This is a genomic window from candidate division KSB1 bacterium, assembly GCA_034506335.1.
Taxonomy (GTDB): domain Bacteria; phylum Zhuqueibacterota; class Zhuqueibacteria; order JANLFK01; family Oleimicrobiaceae; genus Oleimicrobium.
This window is the reverse complement of sequence record JAPDPR010000001.1, coordinates 95608-113500: the sequence shown is the minus strand read 5'-3', so window position 1 is coordinate 113500 and position 17893 is coordinate 95608. Positions and strand designations below refer to the sequence as shown.

17 protein-coding genes and 1 other RNA gene are annotated in these 17893 nt (G+C 59.8%); 17 read left to right on the top strand and 1 reads right to left on the bottom strand.

Annotated features, from left to right (window positions below; all coding sequences use genetic code 11):
• Nucleotides 1-70: 70 nt before the first annotated feature.
• The 11 genes from ONB25_00510 (at nucleotide 71) to ONB25_00460 (ending at nucleotide 7713) form a co-directional block, all read left to right on the top strand.
• Nucleotides 71-742, top strand: coding sequence for a glycosyltransferase family 2 protein (locus ONB25_00510; GenBank protein ID MDZ7391370.1), 672 nt, complete (start codon nucleotides 71-73; stop codon nucleotides 740-742).
• A gap of 3 nt (nucleotides 743-745) precedes the next feature.
• Nucleotides 746-1165: a 6-carboxytetrahydropterin synthase gene (locus ONB25_00505; protein MDZ7391369.1), complete on the top strand. Its 420-nt coding sequence runs from the start codon at nucleotides 746-748 to the stop codon at nucleotides 1163-1165.
• Nucleotides 1158-1721 (top strand): GTP cyclohydrolase I FolE, encoded by a 564-nt coding sequence (folE, locus tag ONB25_00500; GenBank protein ID MDZ7391368.1) that lies wholly within the window; start codon nucleotides 1158-1160, stop codon nucleotides 1719-1721. Before ONB25_00505 ends, folE begins: the two co-directional genes overlap by 8 nt.
• A 3-nt stretch (nucleotides 1722-1724) precedes the next feature.
• A complete protein-coding gene (locus ONB25_00495) occupies nucleotides 1725-2450 on the top strand; it encodes an SDR family oxidoreductase (protein MDZ7391367.1) in 726 nt (241 codons plus the stop codon).
• A 2-nt stretch (nucleotides 2451-2452) separates the two neighbouring features.
• A complete protein-coding gene (gene gatD / locus ONB25_00490; protein ID MDZ7391366.1) occupies nucleotides 2453-3868 on the top strand; it encodes a Glu-tRNA(Gln) amidotransferase subunit GatD in 1416 nt (471 codons plus the stop codon).
• Nucleotides 3869-3873: 5 nt separating this feature from the next.
• The gene (locus ONB25_00485; protein MDZ7391365.1) at nucleotides 3874-4584 is read left to right on the top strand and encodes a PorT family protein; all 711 of its coding nucleotides are present in this window, start codon (nucleotides 3874-3876) and stop codon (nucleotides 4582-4584) included.
• Nucleotides 4581-5303 carry a PorT family protein gene (locus tag ONB25_00480; GenBank protein MDZ7391364.1) on the top strand — a complete coding sequence of 241 codons (723 nt, stop codon included), beginning with the start codon at nucleotides 4581-4583 and terminating at the stop codon, nucleotides 5301-5303. The genes ONB25_00485 and ONB25_00480 overlap by 4 nt, the downstream gene beginning before the upstream one ends.
• Entirely contained in the window at nucleotides 5281-6126 is an 846-nt protein-coding gene (locus ONB25_00475) for a thymidylate synthase (protein ID MDZ7391363.1), read from the top strand. Before ONB25_00480 ends, ONB25_00475 begins: the two co-directional genes overlap by 23 nt.
• Nucleotides 6127-6167: 41 nt before the next feature.
• Complete coding sequence (locus tag ONB25_00470) at nucleotides 6168-6362, top strand: DUF6485 family protein (protein ID MDZ7391362.1); 195 nt, start codon at nucleotides 6168-6170, stop codon at nucleotides 6360-6362.
• Nucleotides 6359-7051, top strand: a complete 693-nt coding sequence (locus ONB25_00465) for an HAD-IA family hydrolase (protein MDZ7391361.1) — start codon at nucleotides 6359-6361, stop codon at nucleotides 7049-7051. The genes ONB25_00470 and ONB25_00465 overlap by 4 nt, the downstream gene beginning before the upstream one ends.
• A gap of 143 nt (nucleotides 7052-7194) precedes the next feature.
• On the top strand, nucleotides 7195-7713 hold the full coding sequence (locus ONB25_00460; protein ID MDZ7391360.1) for a PaaI family thioesterase: 519 nt from the start codon (nucleotides 7195-7197) through the stop codon (nucleotides 7711-7713).
• A gap of 576 nt (nucleotides 7714-8289) precedes the next feature.
• Here ONB25_00460 and ONB25_00455 read toward each other — a convergent pair.
• Entirely contained in the window at nucleotides 8290-9303 is a 1014-nt protein-coding gene (locus ONB25_00455; GenBank protein ID MDZ7391359.1) for a T9SS type A sorting domain-containing protein, read from the bottom strand.
• A gap of 910 nt (nucleotides 9304-10213) precedes the next feature.
• Between ONB25_00455 and ONB25_00450 the strand changes: the two genes are divergently transcribed.
• From ONB25_00450 to secA, 6 genes are all read left to right on the top strand, one after another.
• On the top strand, nucleotides 10214-10945 hold the full coding sequence (locus tag ONB25_00450; protein MDZ7391358.1) for a C4-type zinc ribbon domain-containing protein: 732 nt from the start codon (nucleotides 10214-10216) through the stop codon (nucleotides 10943-10945).
• A 51-nt stretch (nucleotides 10946-10996) separates the two neighbouring features.
• Nucleotides 10997-11382, top strand: an RNA gene (gene rnpB / locus ONB25_00445) — RNase P RNA component class A.
• A 43-nt stretch (nucleotides 11383-11425) separates the two neighbouring features.
• Nucleotides 11426-13129, top strand: coding sequence for a single-stranded-DNA-specific exonuclease RecJ (gene recJ, locus ONB25_00440; GenBank protein MDZ7391357.1), 1704 nt, complete (start codon nucleotides 11426-11428; stop codon nucleotides 13127-13129).
• A gap of 92 nt (nucleotides 13130-13221) precedes the next feature.
• Complete coding sequence (locus tag ONB25_00435; GenBank protein ID MDZ7391356.1) at nucleotides 13222-14148, top strand: branched-chain amino acid transaminase; 927 nt, start codon at nucleotides 13222-13224, stop codon at nucleotides 14146-14148.
• Nucleotides 14149-14183: 35 nt separating this feature from the next.
• Complete coding sequence (nusB, locus tag ONB25_00430; GenBank protein ID MDZ7391355.1) at nucleotides 14184-14651, top strand: transcription antitermination factor NusB; 468 nt, start codon at nucleotides 14184-14186, stop codon at nucleotides 14649-14651.
• 74 nt (nucleotides 14652-14725) lie between these two features.
• Complete coding sequence (gene secA, locus ONB25_00425) at nucleotides 14726-17878, top strand: preprotein translocase subunit SecA (GenBank protein ID MDZ7391354.1); 3153 nt, start codon at nucleotides 14726-14728, stop codon at nucleotides 17876-17878.
• Nucleotides 17879-17893: the final 15 nt, after the last annotated feature.

The window sequence follows — 17893 nt, the reverse complement described above, 5'->3', positions numbered from 1 at the left end:
GTCCTTGTCCGACTGATGGATTTTTTCTATATTGCACCATCGGGGAGACCTCTCGTGGCAGGGAGCATTCATGCCTGAACTGGTTGACATCATACTGTGCACGTTCAATCGCGCCCATCTCATTATGCGTGCGATTTCCTCGGTACAGGCGCAGTCCTATTCGCATTGGCGCCTATTGGTGGTGGACGACGGGAGCACCGATACCACCGCAAGCCTGATAAAAGAGCTGCAAGCGCAGGACAGCCGCGTTGAATATCTTTGGCTCCCGCACGGCGGCCTTGCTCGGGCGCGAAATGCCGGCATCGCTCATTCAAGCGCACCGTTCATCACGTTCATCGACGCTGACGATGAGTACACGCCCGAACATGTGGCGGTGCGAGTGGTTTACTTCGGAGAGCACCCCGAGATAGATCTCGTGCATGGCGGGGTAGAGTTGGTTGGCGACGAGCAGGACCACTATGTGGTGGATGCGCGCGATCCGACGCGACTTATTCATTTGCGCGACTGCTGCATCGGTGCCACGCTTTTCGGCAGGCGCGCGGTGTTCGAGAAGCTGGGCGGATTTCGGCTCCTGCCCTATTCGTCCGAGTCTGATTTCCTAGCGCGGGCCCAGCGTCAGTTCCGCGTGCAGAAGGTGGAGTGGCCTACGTACCGCTATCACCTTGAGCCTGACGATCGCACCTGCAAGCGTATCCGCCATGCCAAGACAGCGGAACAATACGAAGAGAAAGGCGAGGTGTAGGCCATGCTGTGCATTACCCGCAAGGCAACGTTCAGCGCCGCACATCGGCTGCACAACCCTGAGCTCAGCGACGAGGAGAACGTGCGCCTCTACGGTCTGTGCAATAATCCGTTGGGGCACGGTCACAACTACACCGTTGAGGTTACGGTATGTGGCGAGCCGGACCCGCGCGATGGCATGGTCATCGACCTTGGCGAGTTGGGTGCGATCGTGGACCGGGAGCTGATTCAGAAGGTGGATCACAAGTTCCTCAACTACCAGGTGGACTTTCTCCAGGGTGTCATCCCCACGGCGGAGAATCTTGCTCGCCGCTTCTGGGAGGTGCTGCGTGACAAGATCCCCCGCGGGCACCTCTACGAGGTGCGGGTCCACGAGTCTGAACATAACTGCGCGTTCTACAGGGGAGGAGAAGTGGATGGCTGAACGGATACGCGAGCTTGTGGAACAGTTGCTGCGCGCGGTTGGGGAAGATCCCTCCCGGCAAGGACTGAAGAAGACGCCTGAGCGGGTGGAAAGGGCCTTGGCCTTTCTCACCCAGGGCTACCAGCAGGACCCCGAGGAGATTCTTCAGAAGGCGGTGTTTGATGAGCAGTACGATGAGATGGTGATCGTCAAAGATATCGAATTGTTCAGCCTGTGTGAGCATCATCTGCTCCCGTTCTTCGGTCGCTGCCATGTGGGGTACCTGCCGAAGGGGAAGATCGTGGGGGTGAGCAAGATTCCGCGCGTGGTGGACGTGTATGCGCGACGGTTGCAGCTTCAGGAACGGCTCACCACCCAGATAGCCGATGCGCTGTGGCGCCATTTGCAACCCTATGGCGTCGCGGTGGTCATCGAGGCCCGGCACCTGTGCATGATGATGCGGGGGGTGGAGAAGCAGAATTCGGTGATGACCACCAGCGCTATGCGGGGCGTGTTCCAAAGCGAGCGCGCCACGCGCATGGAGTTCATGGAGCTGATTAGGTGCCATGGAGGATGAGCGGTGGCAGAATCGGCCTTAACCATCGGCAAACCCATCGCCTGGGTCACAGGTGCCGGTCGGGGTATCGGGAGAGCCATAGCCGAGGCCCTGGCTCGAAAAGGGCTGCGGGTGGTGGTTTCCGCGCGGAGCCCAGCCCAGATTCAGGCAGTGGCCGCGCAAATCCAGGCGAGCGGCGGAGAGGCCCTCCCCATTGCAGCCGATGTGACCAAGGAAGACGAGCTGAAGCAGCTTGTGAGCCAGGTCCGCGAGCGGTGGGGGCCCATTGACATCCTGGTCAATAATGCGGGTGTGTGGCGCTTTACTGAAGTACAAGACGTTTCGGTGGAGGAGTGGCAGGAACAGCTCGCTGTCAATCTGACCGGCGCATTCTTGTGCACCAAGGCAGTGCTCGAGGATATGCTCCGCCGGAGCAGTGGCCACATCGTCAACATCATCTCTGTGGCGGGGCGCAGGCCCTATGCGCGCTGCGCCGCCTATTGCGCCGCGAAATACGGCCTTGCCGGTTTCACCGAGGTGCTGCGGATGGAAGTGCGGAAGAAGGGCATTCGGGTGACGGCCATCTTCCCCGGTGCGACGGACACGCCGGGGTGGGAGGCTGACAGCGCTCGCCGCGCCTTGATGATGCGGCCGGAGAGCGTGGCCGAGGCCGTAGTGGCCGCGTGCCTTGCTCCACCGGATGTGATGCCGGAGGAGATCGTATTGCGCCCTGTGGGCGGAGACATCTGAGCTTGTCGTACGGCAGGGAAAGGAACGGCGTGGAGCAGGTAGATTCCTGGAAGGGATACCGCGGTAAAGCGCGCGCCACGTTGCAACAGATGAAGGTGCGGGTGTGGAGCGATGTGGTGCTCCACTCGCGCAAGGGGGACTTTAAGGGCATCATCCTCCCGCGCAGCGAGAACGCCGACGATGAACATATTGTCCTCAAGCTGCACAGCGGCTACAATCTGGGCATCCATGTGGACAATGTGCTCAGTATCGAGGAGGTGGGGTACAAGGAGGCGCACTATCGCATTCCCGAGCGGGAGTTTCCGCATGATGACCGCAAGCCGGACGTGACCCTTCTGGGCACCGGCGGCACCATTGCCAGCCGCTTGGACTACCGCACCGGCGCGGTCATTCCGGCCTTCACCCCAGGGGAACTATATGGAGCGGTCCCTGAGCTTGCGGATATCTGCAACCTGAAGACTACCAAACTCTTCGGTGTGTTCAGCGAAAACATCGAGCCCCAACACTGGATTACTATCGCCAACGTCATCGGCGAGGAGATTCGCAACGGGGTGGACGGCATCGTCATTGGCCATGGAACGGACGTGATGCATTACACCGCGGCGGCCCTCACCTTCATGGTGCAGAGGCCACCGGTGCCAATCGTCATGGTGGGGTCGCAGCGTTCGAGCGACCGCCCGTCAAGCGATGCGGCCCTCAACCTCATCAATGCGGTACGCACGGCGGCCTATGGCGACATCGCCGAGGTGATGGTGTGCATGTTTGGGCCAACCAGCGACGACTACGACCTGCTCCATCGCGGCACACGCGTCCGCAAGATGCACTCCAGCTACCGCAACACGTTTCGCACGATCGGCGACATCCCCCTGGCCATGGTGTGGCCGGACCGCTTTCAGTACCTGACCAATGACTACCAGCGGCGCCGCCAGGATCGCGAGGTTACCATCGACGCGGTGTTTGAGGAAAAGGTGAGCATCGTCTACTACTACCCCAACATGATGCCCGAGATTATCGACGCCCTCACCGACCACGGCTACAAGGGGATCGTCATCGCCGGTACAGGGCTTGGACATGTGAACCGCAAGATCAACCCGGCGCTGAAGCGGGCCATCGACCGCGGGGTGACTGTGGTCATGACCGTGCAGACCCTGTGGGGATACGTGCAGATGTACGTCTACGACACCGGCCGGGACCTGCTGGATTTGGGCATCATTCCCCTAGGCAATATGCTGCCTGAAACAGCCTACTGCAAGCTGGGATGGGTGCTGGCGCACACCACCGAGCGGGAAAAAGTGAAGGAGATGATGCTCACGCCCATCAACCACGAGATCACCGAGCGGGAACCCATCAACGGCTATCTCATCTTCCAGGGCGGCATTCCCGAAGTTGAGGAATTCCTTAATCGAGTGAGGAAATGATGCGCATGCGCCGAGGCTGGCCTATGGTGCGGGCCGCTGTGCTCGCACTTGCCCTGGCGGGCTCTCCCTCCTGCCTTGCGGGTACCCCTCTTGGTGTGCGCGGCGTCAGCATGGGGGTGGCAGGTTCTGCGTTTCGCCGGCACGACACGGCAGTGCTGTGGAACGGGGCTTTCGGCGTGTGGGGCGAGAAACGACTCGCTCCCCATGCCGCACTGCTATGGGAGGTCAACTACACCACCTTGGGCGGCGTGCTGCGCGACAAGGCTATGTATGGCGCCGAGGGGATTTACGCCTACGACTTTACGCTGCGGTGGGCGTTTATCGAGATGCCAATAGTACTGGCTTTCGAAGTCCCCTTTGCAAGAAACTGGAAAGGCCTGTTTTTTTCCGGACCGTCGCTTCTGCTTTTCCAGAGGGACCTGTCCAGGACGGAGAAAGGCTCTTATTTGCACCCTTGGGAACCGGGCGAGAGGTGGGAATACGTGTGGCTGTACGAGTACCGGCCCCTGGAGATCCACAAGAAGAGGTTGGGCTATCACATCGGCATCGGCATCAGCGGCCGAGTGTGCCTGCTCAGCATTGACTACTTCCAGATAGACGACGAGGTTGCCGATCTTGTGAGCTCCATCTACCGGGTGGATAGACGAATACAGGGTCTGCGTCTGATGACGCGATGGGATTTGACCTCCTTCGTCAGCAAGGAGGGACGACCATGAGGTGGTCCGGCCTGATTGTTGCGCTTGCTTTGTGCCTCCCGGGGGTGACGACAGGGCAGAGCGGATTTAGCATCAAGTCGGGATGGAACCTATCGACCTTTGTCGACCAGGACCATGGGTTGAAGCCTGGGGTGGTGCTTGCCGTGGAAAAAGAGTGGGCCCTGTTTGAGAACGTCTCTCTCTCGCTCGAGGTGGCTTATGTGACGCGTGGCGGAATACTCCGAGATAAAGTTGTGGGCAGCCACTTTCCCGCCACGTCGCGATGGTGGCGCTCCCAAGTCTGTTCGATGGGCTTTGTAGAGTTCCCACTTCTGGCCCGGTACCAGATCAAACGATCAGGGCGCCGGCAATGGCAGGTGACCGGGGGCGTGGCGCTGGCGGTGGCGGTCAACGACAACTCCGAGGTGCTGCGGTCGACGGAGATTCCTAACTCCTACGACCCTGTCACGGGCGACCCCACCGTCCGCAGTGACTATGGGTGGTGGGATGGCTGTGACCTCTATTCGCCTGCGGCCGACAACTCGAGTTTTGTGGGGCACGTAGGTGTGGGGTGCAAGCAGGGACACTATCACATTGAGCTTCGCTACACCTTCCCTTTTGCTGGCTTGCAGTCCGCCGGTGGTGTGGCCCTGGAAGGCAAGAGGTACCACAGTCTGGCCGTCACCCTTGGTGTGTGGCTCCCGAAGAGGGGGGCGCATGGAACGAAAACGAGAGACTGACATGCGTGGCAATGTCCCGACTTTTCTTGTCCAGGGGAAGAATCTCCCGGAGACATGGGAGAACGCAGTGCTCAAGTGCTGGCACGAGGGTGTATCCGTTCGCACCGAGTATGACAAGCCGGACGATCCGCCCAGCAAGGACTGCACCATGGTGATGGTGGTCGACGACCCGTTTGCCGAGCCGCGCATCCACCGTGCGTTTCCCGGCGGCTTGGAGGACCTGGAAGTGTACCGCCAGGAGGTGGTAGAGGGCGTGCATGACCACTGGATCTGTCCCGAGGAGGGGAAGTGGACCTACACCTACCACAAGCGTCTGTTCGCCTATGAGATGGAAGGTGAGGTCATAGACCAGATTAACTACATCATCGAGAAGCTGACACAGGCCAGCTACTCGCGGCGGGCGCAGGCCATCACCTGGAACCCGAAGACAGACCCGCCGACCTACGACCCTCCGTGTCTGCAGCGAGTATGGTGCCGCATGCTCCCTGATGAAGAAGGGGTCCTGGTGCTGAACATGAACACCCACTGGCGCTCCCGCGACGCGTACAAAGCCGCCTATATGAACATGTTCGCTCTGACCGACCTTCAGCGCCGGATCGCCGAACGCCTGGCCGAGAGACTGGGCAGGCCGGTGAGAGTGGGTCGCTACGTGGATATTGCCGACAGCTTCCACATCTATGGCAGCTACTTTCGCGAATTTGCCGGTTTCTTGCGCAGCGTGCAAGAACGCACCTTTGCGGAACGCACGTGGCATTCAGACTTTGCCGAACCGATGTTCGAAGATGCCCGGCGCCGGTTGGCCGAAGAACGAGAGCGCCGGTAGCTATATGGCTTTCGGAACAGGAACGATGGATGAGGAGCAGTATGGAGTGCAAGAATTTTGACAAGAACATGACTCGCTGCAACTGCTCGTACGACCCATGCTCCCGCAAAGGGTATTGTTGCGAGTGTCTGGCCTATCACCGCCGCTTGAACGAGTTGCCCGCCTGCTTTTTCCCGGATGAGGTGGAACGCACTTGGGACCGCTCGGTGCGCAAGTTTCTTTCGCTGCAGAAATGACCTCCAAGAGATTGTTCACCACCATCGTCTTTGACCTGGACGGAACGCTGCTTGATACAGCCCCGGATGTGCATTATTGCTCCAATCAGGCTCTCCGCGCCATGGGGCTGCCTGAGATTACTCTGGCGCAAGCGCGTGCCTCGATCGGACCAGGGCCGGACAATTTCGCGCGCGTTACTCTCGGCGAGCACAACATGCATCGCTTCGGCGAGTTCATCACCCGCTTTCGCGAGCTCTACGCGGAGCACTGTCTAGTTCACACCCGGCCTTTTCCGGGAGTGGCTGAGCTACTGCGGGCGCTGGCCGGATACCGGCTGGCGATAGCAACGAACAAACCTGGCCCATACACCAGGCGCATCCTCGAGGGGTTGGACCTTCGCAAATATTTCCACGCCGTGATTTGCCCCGAGGAGGTCGAACACCTCAAGCCACATCCGGAGATGATCCTCACCGCCATGCAGCGGACGGGCAGTAGCCCGGAGACAACCTTGGTGGTGGGTGACACGGACAATGACATTTACGCTGCCAGAGCAGCTGGCGTTACTGCCTGCGCGGTCCTGTGGGGGTATGGACCCCGCGCCGTCTTGGAGGCCTTAAGGCCTGAGTTTGTGGCCTCATCGCCGGAGGAACTCCTTGCCGTGCTCAACGGCACTGCAACGACAGGGAGTCTTCCGAGTGAGACCCGGTGACAACCGCGCAGGGGGATGCATCTAGTGCTCCCTCCCTGAGGCGGAGAATATTGCTGGCGTGACCGCAGGAGGACCTGTTCGCGCCCATGGTTCTGTGCGGACTTGCATAGTAGCGGATGAATCTGGTACGGAGGAGCGGGATTATGCAGAAAGAGGACCCTCTGCCCCCTTCCGCGGAAATCGAACCGGGCAGGAGGTTACCAACCTATGACGGGTGCATCGTGTGCGGCAGTCCGCACGTCAATGCTGCCACACTGGGACTAAAGTTCACCACCGATGAGCAGGGGGTGCACGTGGAGTGCGTGCCCTCGGAAATGTACGCCGGTTACAAAGGCGTGGTGCACGGGGGCATTATCTGTGCCTTGCTAGACGAGACGATTGGGTGGTCGGTAGCTGTGGTGCGCAAGAAGTACTTTGTTACCGGTGAGCTTACCGTGCGCTTTCTCCGCCCATTGCCGGTGGGTCTGCGCATCACAGTGCGGGGCAGGCCTGTAAGCCATCACGAGCGCTACTCGGTGGCAGAGGGTGAGATCATCGGCCCTGATGGCAAGGTCTACGCCGAGGCCAGAGGCAAATTCTACGTGATGCGCGATGACAAGGCCAGACAGGTACGTGAGTACCTCACTTTTGCACCCGGGGACTGGGATTTCTTGGGCGAGTAAAGGGGGGCGCTTGACTCCCAGACTGCGGAAAGAGGGGAACGCGCGGTCGTGTTTCAGAAGTAAGGGTGCGCAATGCTCACCCTGACTGAAGGGGCGAGGCGGTAGAGCCCCCCGCTCGAACCCTCCCAGAGGCTGGAAGTTTCGCTGAAGCTGGCAACGAACGCGCGGCGCAGGTATCCTAACGCAGCGCTTGGTGACTGGTCGACAGACTAGGTCCTGCCTACGACTCTCGACCCCGGCCGCCGGGGCGGCCAAAGGATGCCCCCCTCCGGCACAAACTCGCCTAAAGGACGACGGGAAGGTCTCGGCGAGGAGGCCCCTTCTTCCATCCTGTGTCTAATCAACAACGCAGGGGTCGGAGAGCTACATTGCCCAGCTCCGGGGTCGGGGCGGTCGACGTGTACTCGTGCACCGGACTCAAGAGCTGGCCAATCTCCCGCAGACAACACCATGGCAGCTCATGACCACGCCGCGGGGTACGCTCCAACAGGCAAGCGCCACAACGCCTAAACAGAGAGAGCCTTTCCGGGTTTTCCTCTGCCTCCATCAAACCAATGCGGCGAAGTCACGTCCCGGTCACTTCAAGAGGACGAGCTTCTTCGTCTGCACGAAATCGCCAGCCTGAAGTCGATAGAAATAGACACCGCTGGCAAGGTCGCGCGGATTCCACAAAATGCTGTATCTTCCGCTCGGCAGGTATTCGGCCTTCAGCGTCGCCACTTCTTCCCCTGAGGGAGCGAAAACCTGCAGGGTTACGTAATTTGGGCGGGGAAGACAAAACTCAATCGTCGTTGATGGATTAAATGGGTTCGGGTAGTTTTGGGCGAGCTCAAACTGCGTGGGCGTTGCAGTTATGGGCTGTTGAACAGAAGCGACGGCCCGGGTTCGCCCATAGGAGACCGCGGTTGGCGCATTTGTGCTATCCGCACTAATACCGCCGTACTCAACTATGCCTGTTGTGGGGTCATTGCCAATGAAATAGTACAGGTAGGAGGTTGTCACAAAGCGGATTGGGCCCATGCTTATTTCGCTGAAAGCTTTCTTCCTGAGTCGCAAACAAGGAAAGGTCCCCTCTGGAGTAGTTATCGTGCCATAACCGTCAACTGTGATCTCTTGGGTATCCGTGATCACCATGCCGTTATAATATATGCTTGTTGAAGTCGTTGTCCAGCTTGCGCCGTAGGACAGTGGGAACTTGTAGGCACAAAGTGGTGGGGAGTTTTCGAGATATGGGCGGTCAAAGCCGGCGCTGTCTATTACCGTGCCGTGAGCGAGAAGGGCGGTCTCCGCCAAGGTAAGAAACCGCCACTCGGTCATGTCAGTGGTGGTCCATAAAGACTTTGAACGCATGACCAGGTTGCATCCAGCAAACGCCGGATCGTTGGCGCGCGGTGCACCTCCGGGGTAACTGAGGAGCGTCTCAGCTACTGAATCCACTTTGAAGTAGTTTCGACCAGTGATGTTCCAGCTCTGGTTCTCTCCTTGAAGTGCTATGACGGCTCCCAGAGCGCTGACATCCAGGGAGGCGTAGACGGTTACTATTGCGGTTTTCCCGAGGAGCTTCTGGAAATCGTTGGCTGTAAGCACCATCTGGGCCGATGTCGCTGATGCCAATAGGCAAGTGAACAGTAGCGAACAAACGCTCCGTCGAGTAGACATTTTTCTTACCTCCTTTAGGTTCGCCCTATGCTCCTTTTTGTTCTCCCTTTTCGGGGTGGACAGGGGCATGGTACTGGACTGTTCGAAGCATCCACATACCCTTCGCGGAAAGGTACACGAAGTTCTCTCAGATACGGCTCCTCAGGGTGCTTCCTAAACACGAAGATAGACAATAGATGAATTCGCGCGTGTTTCGCTCCGGTAGGGGTGTTGTTTTAGCAACCGGGGGCGTTTCTCCAGGTGCAGTTTGTCTTCTGGCTTCGCTTGTTCATTCACGCACGGGTAACTCTGGGCCTCATAGCATGAAACGCTCGAAGTTGGGTTACACTGCCAGTGAGCTTGCTGGAGCGGTGGTAGGGACAATGCCCTTCTGAGTTTACTCCGGCGCGCACGCTTTTTCGCCACTTGGGCGTCTCCTTCCTGCCGCAGGCACAATGTACCACATCGCTTTGTAACCGTCAAGGTATATTTTCAGAATCTTTGCACCCGTCGAGCAAGGTACCTGGAGTCCTGCGATTACCTGTCAGGCTGCCGCCGCGTGCACAGGTACCTTTAGCCTCACCGCTCCAGCTTGTTCCCGGAATTTCGCTTGACGACACAAGGGATTTTTTGTAAATTTGCAACGCATGGTAGAAAAGCGTGGCCGTGAGGCTGTGAGCAAGTTGAGATTGGCGTTCTTTTAGAGAGAGACGTTGAACCAGATAAGAAACGGAATGGGAAGCGCCTTAGCCTTGATTCTTTTGGCATTAGACCCCACCTGCCAGTGAAGTGCACCCCGAAAAGGTGCACTTTTTTTGTGGCTGGCCGTGGGTAGAGGGTGAGGGAGGCGCCGACGGCACAGATGAAGGAGGGAGTAACGGTGCGCCAGCAACTTCAGCTTTTGGTCAACTTGCAGGAAATTGACTCCCGCCTCCAACAACTGGAGGCGCGCAAAGGAGACTTGCCGCAGGTGGTCCGGAAGCTGGAGGATGAACGCGGCCAATTGACCGCAACGCTGAGTGCCTACAGGACCCAGACGGAGCAGTGGCAGAGGGAGAAGCGCCAGGCCGAGGGGAGGTTGGCAACGCTCAAAGACCAGCTCAAGAAGTACCAGACTCAGCTCTATTCGCGCGTGACGACCAATCGCGAGTACGACGCCATCACCGCCGAGATCGAGGCGACGGAGAAGCAGATTGATGATGTGGAGATGTCCATCTTGGAGCTGGATGACCAAATCGAGAAGGTGGCACGGGACATTGCTGAGCTGGAGCAGCGGCTGGGGCAGCTGGACGCCTTGCTTGCGGAACGCCAGGCGGAGTTGGCCTCGCGCATGAAGGAGACCGAGGAGGAGGTGACGCGCCTGAGCGCGCAGCGTGCCCAGCTGGTGGCCCAGCTCAACCAACGGGTGCTGGCCCGCTACGATCGGATTCGGGCGGCCAAGGGCGGTGTGGCAGTGGTTCCGGTGCAGAATAGCGCCTGCGGCGGTTGCTTCACCACCATCCCGCCGCAAAGGAGCCTCGAGGTCCGACAGATGAAAGAGCTGATTCTCTGCGAAAGCTGCGGACGGATTTTGGTGTGGCAGGGGAACGAGTAAGCCCCTTGGATATGTCATGAGATGGCGAGTGCAGCGATAAGGTGCGGGTCCAGGGCGGATCAGACGATCGCGTCCCGCCTTGGTGCGGGATGAGGAAAGTCCGAACTCCACAGGGCAGGATGCCTCGTAACACGAGGGTTCCGCTCTGGCGACGGAGCGGAAACGGATAGCGCCACAGAAAACAGACCGTCTCGGCATTGCCGGGACAAGGGTGAAAAGGTGGGGTAAGAGCCCACCGCTCTGACGGCAACGTCAGAGGCATGGCAAGCCCCATCCGGAGCAAGACCAAATAGGAGGGATGAGGCGGCCCGTCTCGTTTGACCTCCGGGTAGGTCGCTTGAGGTCCACCGCGAGGTGGATCCTAGATAGATGATCGTCGCCCGTTGCGGGGTGACCCGCCTCGGGTACAGAATTCGGCTTATCGATCCGCTCTGGACCCCTTGATTTGTGCGCGGCCGAAGAAGGGAGGCGTAGAAGGCCTTGCTTGAGCAGAAATGGGTCATAGAAGCATCCAGGCCGACGGAAGAGGTCAGGGAGCTGGCGCGCGTTCTGGGCGTGCCCGAGATCATCGCCAGGCTCTTGCTGAACCGGGGCATCGCCACACCCGAGGCGGCGCAGCGCTTCTTCCACCCCAGCCTTGACCATCTGCACGATCCATTCCTCATGAAGGACATGGATCGCGCGGTTGCGCGCCTGATTGCTGCCCTGCGCAACCAGGAACGCATCATGGTGTACGGCGACTATGATGTGGACGGCATCACCGCGGTATCGATGACCTACCTTCTGCTCCGGAGACTGGGGGGGGACGTGGTCTTTTATATTCCGGACCGGCTGCGCCAGGGTTACGGCCTCTCGGAGGTGGGGGTACGTGAGGCGCATCGGCGGGGGGCCTCCCTTATCGTCTCTGTAGACTGCGGAGTGACCGCCTGCCAGGAGGTGGCACTGGCCAACTCCCTAGGGATGGACGTGATCATCTGCGACCACCACGAACCGCGCGCCGTGCTGCCTGAGGCAGTCGCAGTGCTGGACCCGAAGCGCCCAGATTGCTCCTACCCCTTCAAGGAGCTGGCCGGCGTCGGGGTCACCTTCAAGCTTCTGCAGGCGCTCTTTGCAACCTTGGGCCTGGACCAGGCGCTGGTAGAAGAGTTTGTAGACTATGTGGCCATCGGCAGCGCGGCGGACATTGTGCCGCTGGTGGATGAGAACAGGGTGCTGGTGGCGGAAGGCCTCAGGCGGCTGAACGAAGGGCCGCGCAAGATTGGTCTCCAGGCACTGCTGGAGACCGCCGGGCTTGTGGACCGAGAGATCGGCACTGGGCAGGTGGTATTCATCATTGCGCCGCGCATCAATGCCGTGGGGCGCATGGGCGATGCCTTGCGCGCCGTCCGCCTCCTCACCACGGATGTCCCCCAGCAGGCGCGGAACATCGCCGCCATCCTGGAAGCGGAGAATCGTGCCCGCAAGAACGTCGACGAGGAGACCTTTGCCCAGGCCTTGCAGATGCTGGAGGCCGACTTTGACCCTGAGCGCCACCTGGTGCTGGTGTTGGCGCAAGAGGGGTGGCACCCGGGCGTGATCGGTATTGTGGCCAGTCGCATCGTAGAGCGCTACTACCGCCCCACGATCATGATTACCCTGGACGGCGAGGTGGGCAAAGGCTCGGCGCGCAGCATCCCAGGGTTTGACATCTACGCCGCGCTCAAGCAGGGTGAAGACCTCCTGATCGAGTTTGGCGGTCACAAGTACGCCGCAGGGCTCACTGTGCGCCGGGACTACGTGGAACCGCTCCGTGAGCGCTTGCAGGAGGTGGCGGCGGCACAACTGGAAGAAGACCTCCTCGTGCCCAAACTGCGCGTCGACGGTGAGATCCGTCTCAGTCACATCACGCCGCGCACCTTTGCCCTCCTCAAACAGTTCGCGCCCTTTGGCCCCCAAAACATGCGCCCGGTTTTTGTCTCGCGGGGTCTGCAGGTGGTCGGAGAGTCGCGCATTGTGGGGAACAATCACCTCAAACTGAAAGTGCGGCAAGATGGCATCGTCATCGATGCGATAGGCTTCAACCTTGGAGACCTGAGTTACCGCGTGGCACCCGGCGAGAAAAACCTGGACATCGCCTACGTGATTGAGGAGAACGACTACCAAGGTCAGCAAATGCTCCAACTGCGGCTCAAAGACCTGCGGTGAGTTTCGGCAGAACAAGAGGGCCACTGAGGGTCAGAAAGGTACGGCAGCAAACAGACAGAAGGTAGAACCTTCACCTGAAAGCGGAGGAGCGTATGGACCCACGCGACGAGAAAGGCAAAATCTGGTTTAGCGGGAAGTTCGTCGACTGGAAAGATGCCACTGTCCATGTGATGTCTCATGCTTTGCATTATGGTTCAAGCGTGTTCGAAGGGCTCCGGTGTTACAAGACCCCCGCAGGACCGGCCATTTTTCGTCTGCAGGACCACACTAAGCGGCTCTTCAATTCAGCCAAGATCTGTCGCATGGAGATCCCTTTCACTCAGGAGCAAATCAACCAAGCTTGCATCGATGTGATTAGAGTGAATGGCCTGGAATCGGCCTATCTTCGCCCAATCGTATTCCGGGGCTACGGACAGCTGGGAGTGGACCCGCGCGGCTGCCCTATCGAAGTGGTGATCGGGGCATTAAATTGGGGCAAATACCTTGGGGAGGAAGCGATCAACGTGGGCGTGGACGTGCAAGTGTCCAGTTGGGGGCGGATGGCGCCCAACACGCTGCCGGCGCTGGCGAAGGCGGGTGCCAACTACCTCAACTCCCAGCTGATCAAGCTTGAGGCAGTCGGCAATGGCTTTGTTGAAGGCATTGCTCTGGATGTGAACGGGTACGTGAGCGAGGGGAGTGGGGAAAACATCTTCCTGGTGCGGGACGGCGTGCTGTACACGCCCCCCCTGTCAGCATCGATCCTGCCGGGAATTAGCCGGGATTCGGTGATGGTGTTTGCCAGGGAGATGGGCATTGAGGTACGAGAGATGATGATCCCGCGGGAGATGCTGTACGTGGCCGACGAGGTGTTTTTCACCGGCAGCGCCGCGGAAATAAGCCCCATCAAGTCCATCGACCGAGTGCCCATCGGCAGCGGCAAACGGGGCCCAATTACGGCGCGCCTGCAGGAGCGCTTCTTTGCCTACGTGAACGGCCAGTGCGAGGACTGTTACGGGTGGCGGACGATTGTGCAGTAGCACCGAGCTTCTGAGCTCTTTGACGGTTGGCGTCGATGATCCATTCACGACGGGCGGCACGCGAGTTAGCGCTGCGCGCCTTATACGCGGCTGAGCTGAGCGGGCGTTCAGCGGCAGAGGTGCTTGCTGACCCACTGGTCATGGTGCCGGCAGATGGCCCCTTGCTAGAATTTATCCGGCGGCTGGTCGCCTTGACACTGCAACACCGCCCGGAGTTGGATGGCTATATCGCCGCCAAGACCACAAATTGGGACTTTGCCCGGCTGGCAGTCATCGACAAATTGGTGTTGCGCATGGCTGTGTGCGAGTTCCTCTACTTCGAGGATATCCCGCCTAAAGTAACCATCGACGAGGCAATCGAGATATCCCGGAAGTACAGTACTGACAAAAGCGACAAGTTCGTCAACGGCATCTTGGACGCTGTGCTCAACGAACTGCAGTCGCGGGATCTGGTCGTGAAAACAGGCCGAGGTCTCTTAGACCAGTCAAGCCGACAGGAGTGAACTTCTGTGCACAGCGGGCGTACAAGACGTAGAAGTCTCTGCGGTGCGAGTTTCTTGCAAGGATGTAGCGAGCAATGGCCAATCTTCTGACAAAGCTTTTTGGCGACAAGCACACACGCGATGTGGCGCGCATCATGCCCATCGTGCACAAGATCAATGCCATTTACGAGACGCTGCATGAGCTGAGCGACGCGGAGCTGCGTCAGAAGACCGAGCAGTTCCGTGCCCGGATTCAGGAGGCCACGCGGGAGGTGCGGGCCAAGCTTGAGGAGCGGCGCGCCCTGCTGACCACCGATGCGGTGGAGGGCGAGGAGGCCGTGCTCAAAGTTGATGCCGCTGCCCTGCGTGAGGAGATCGCGGCGCTGGAAAAAGAGGAAGACCAGATCATCGGCAGAGTGCTGGACGAGATCCTCCCGGAGGCCTATGCCGTAGTCAAGGAGACTTGCCGTCGGTTGGTGGGCAAGACCTGGAAGGTCTGCGACCACGACATCACGTGGGACATGGTGCCTTTCGACGTGCAGCTGATCGGCGCCGTAGTGCTTCACCAAGGCAAAATCGCGGAGATGGCGACCGGCGAAGGCAAGACCCTGGTGGCCACCATGCCCCTTTACCTGAATGCGTTGGCTGGCAAGGGCGTACATCTCGTGACCGTCAACGACTATCTGGCCAGGCGCGATTGCGAGTGGATGGGCGAAATCTACAAGTTCCTGGGTCTGACCGTCGACTATATTGCCAGCGATATGGACCCAGAGCGGCGCCGGCGCGCCTACAACTGCGATATCACCTACGGCACCAATAACGAGTTTGGGTTCGACTACCTGCGCGACAACATGGCCATCCGCCGCGAGGACCAGGTGCAGCGCGGCCACTACTATGCCATCGTGGACGAGGTGGACTCGGTGCTCATCGATGAAGCGCGCACCCCGCTCATCATTTCCGGCGCCGTCGAGCACACCACTAACCTCTTTGCCGAACTCAAACCACGGGTGGAGCAGCTGGTCAAGAGCCAGACCTTGCTGGTCAACCGGCTGGTGGCAGAAGCGGAACAGCTCCTGGAGAAAGGCCAGGAGTACGAAGCGGGAATCAAACTCTTGCAGGCATTGCGGGGGGCACCCAAGAACAAGCGTCTGGCCAAGATCATGCAGGAGGTGGGGGTCAAGCGCCTGATCCAGAAGGTGGAGGCCGACTACCTGCGCGATAAGCGCATGCACGAAATCGATGAGGAGCTGTACTTCTCCATCGACGAGAAGAGCCACGTCATCGACCTGACCGAGAAGGGACGGGAGGCGCTTTCCCCCAATGACCCGGAGATGTTCGTGCTGCCCGACCTGGCGGAAGGGATTGGCCAAATTGACAATGATCCCACCCTCAGTCCAGAGGAGAAGGAGGAGCGGAAGGCCCGCCTCCATGAGGAGTATGGCATCAGGAGTGAGCGCATTCAGAACATTTCGCAGCTGCTGCGCGCCTATTCGCTGTTTGAGCGTGATGTGGAGTATGTCGTTTCTGAGGACGGCCGGGTCATCATCGTAGACGAGTTCACCGGCCGGTTGATGCCGGGTCGACGCTACAGTGACGGCCTGCACCAGGCAATCGAGGCCAAAGAGGGTGTGCGCATTGAGCGTGAGACGCAGACCCTGGCCACCATCACGCTACAAAACTTTTTCCGCCTCTACCGGAAACTGGCGGGCATGACCGGCACGGCGGTCACCGAGGCAGCGGAGTTTTGGGAAATCTATAAACTCGATGTGGTCGTCATCCCCACCAACGAGCCGGTGCGCCGCATTGATTATGACGACCGCATCTATCGGACTAAGCGGGAGAAGTACAACGCCGTGATCGAGGAGATTGCGGCCATGCATGCGGCGCGGCGGCCGGTGTTGGTGGGCACCGTGTCGGTGGAGGTCTCGGAGACGCTCAGCCGGATGCTGAAGCGGCGCGGCATTCCCCACAATGTGCTCAACGCCAAGCACCATCAGCGGGAGGCGGAGATTGTGGCCCGTGCGGGGCAGCCGGGCGCGGTGACCATCGCCACCAACATGGCTGGCCGCGGCACCGACATCAAGCTGGGCGCCGGAGTAGTGAAACACCCCAACTGTGCGCTGGTGCGTCCAGATCCTGGTTCGGAGCCCTGTCCGTACCTTGAGGAGTATGACTGCTACAACGAGGTGCCCTGCGGGCTGCACATCTTAGGCACCGAGCGCCATGAGGCCCGGCGCATCGACCGGCAACTGCGCGGTCGGGCTGGGCGCCAGGGCGACCCGGGCTCCTCGCGCTTTTACCTCTCCCTCGAGGACGACCTCATGCGGTTGTTCGGTTCCGAGCGTATTGCCAGCATCATGGATCGTCTCGGGGTACAAGAGGGCGAGGTGATCACCCACCCCATGGTGTCGCGCTCCATCGAGCGGGCCCAGAAGCGGGTGGAGGAGCACAACTTTGACATCCGCAAGCACCTCCTGGAATACGATGACGTCATGAATCAGCAGCGGGAGGTTGTCTACAACCGACGCAACTACGCCCTCAGCGGCCAGAACCTGCGCGAGGACGTGCTGGAAATGATGGAGGAGGTGATCGAGGACCGGGTGGACGAGCACACTTCCGCCGGCCCCTATCCAGAGGACTGGAACTGGACCGGGCTCAATCAGGACCTGCGGCGCATCATGCTCACCACCATCAGCCGCGAGGAGTTCGACAGCGACCGCATCACGCGCGAAGAGCTCATCGACAAGATCCGCAGCAAGGCCATGGCGCTTTATGAGGCCAAGGAGAAGGCCTTGGGCGGCGCCCTGATGCGTCAGCTGGAGCGCTTTGCCATTCTGCGCGCCATCGACGAACAGTGGCGCGATCACCTCTACTCCATGGACGTGATGAAGGAGGGCATCGGGCTACGCGCCTACGGCCAAAAGGATCCGCTCATCGAGTACAAGAGCGAGGCCTTCAAGATGTTCTCCGAGATGCTGGCCCGCACCAATGAGGCGGTTTTGGAGATGGTGTTCAAAGCCCAGCTCCAGGTTGCACCCCAGCCGGTGCGGCGTATGCCAGTGCAGGTGAGTGCCACCCACGCCTCGACCACCGGCCTGGGCCTCCGCGGCGCGCCAGTTGGCGAAGGTGCCCCGGAGCCTGGCAAACGCCAACCTATCCGCGTCGGGGTCAAGGTTGGCCGCAATGACCCATGCCCTTGCGGCAGCGGGAAGAAGTACAAAAAATGCTGTGGCGCAGGCGTGCACTGAGAGCACGCGTAACAA